The organism is Mesorhizobium sp. WSM4832 (assembly GCF_055811115.1).
This window is the reverse complement of sequence record NZ_JBVVQH010000080.1, coordinates 1-246: the sequence shown is the minus strand read 5'-3', so window position 1 is coordinate 246 and position 246 is coordinate 1. Positions and strand designations below refer to the sequence as shown.

Annotated in this window: 1 protein-coding gene; it reads left to right on the top strand. The window is 48.0% G+C overall.

Annotated elements, in window-relative coordinates:
* A partial coding sequence (locus AC0L2L_RS33425) for a hypothetical protein (RefSeq protein ID WP_473584027.1) occupies positions 1-181 on the top strand: 181 nt, incomplete at its 5' end.
* Between the last annotated feature and the right edge of the window lie 65 nt (positions 182-246).

The window sequence follows — 246 nt, the reverse complement described above, 5'->3', positions numbered from 1 at the left end:
AATACCCATAGAAACCTGCCACACCGAAAATAAATTACACAACATACATAAAAAAAACCAAATCACCATCAATGCCTACGACCAACAAATTGAAGAAGCGGTCACCCATATTAGCAAGATCTTGATTAAAATGCCGCCCGCCCCAGACTCATGGGATGGCGCGAGGAATTGGGATTGGTGATCTGGTGGCAATCACGGCCACCGTCCGCAGACGGGTCACTGAGGACCGCGTCAGCGTCTTAATCT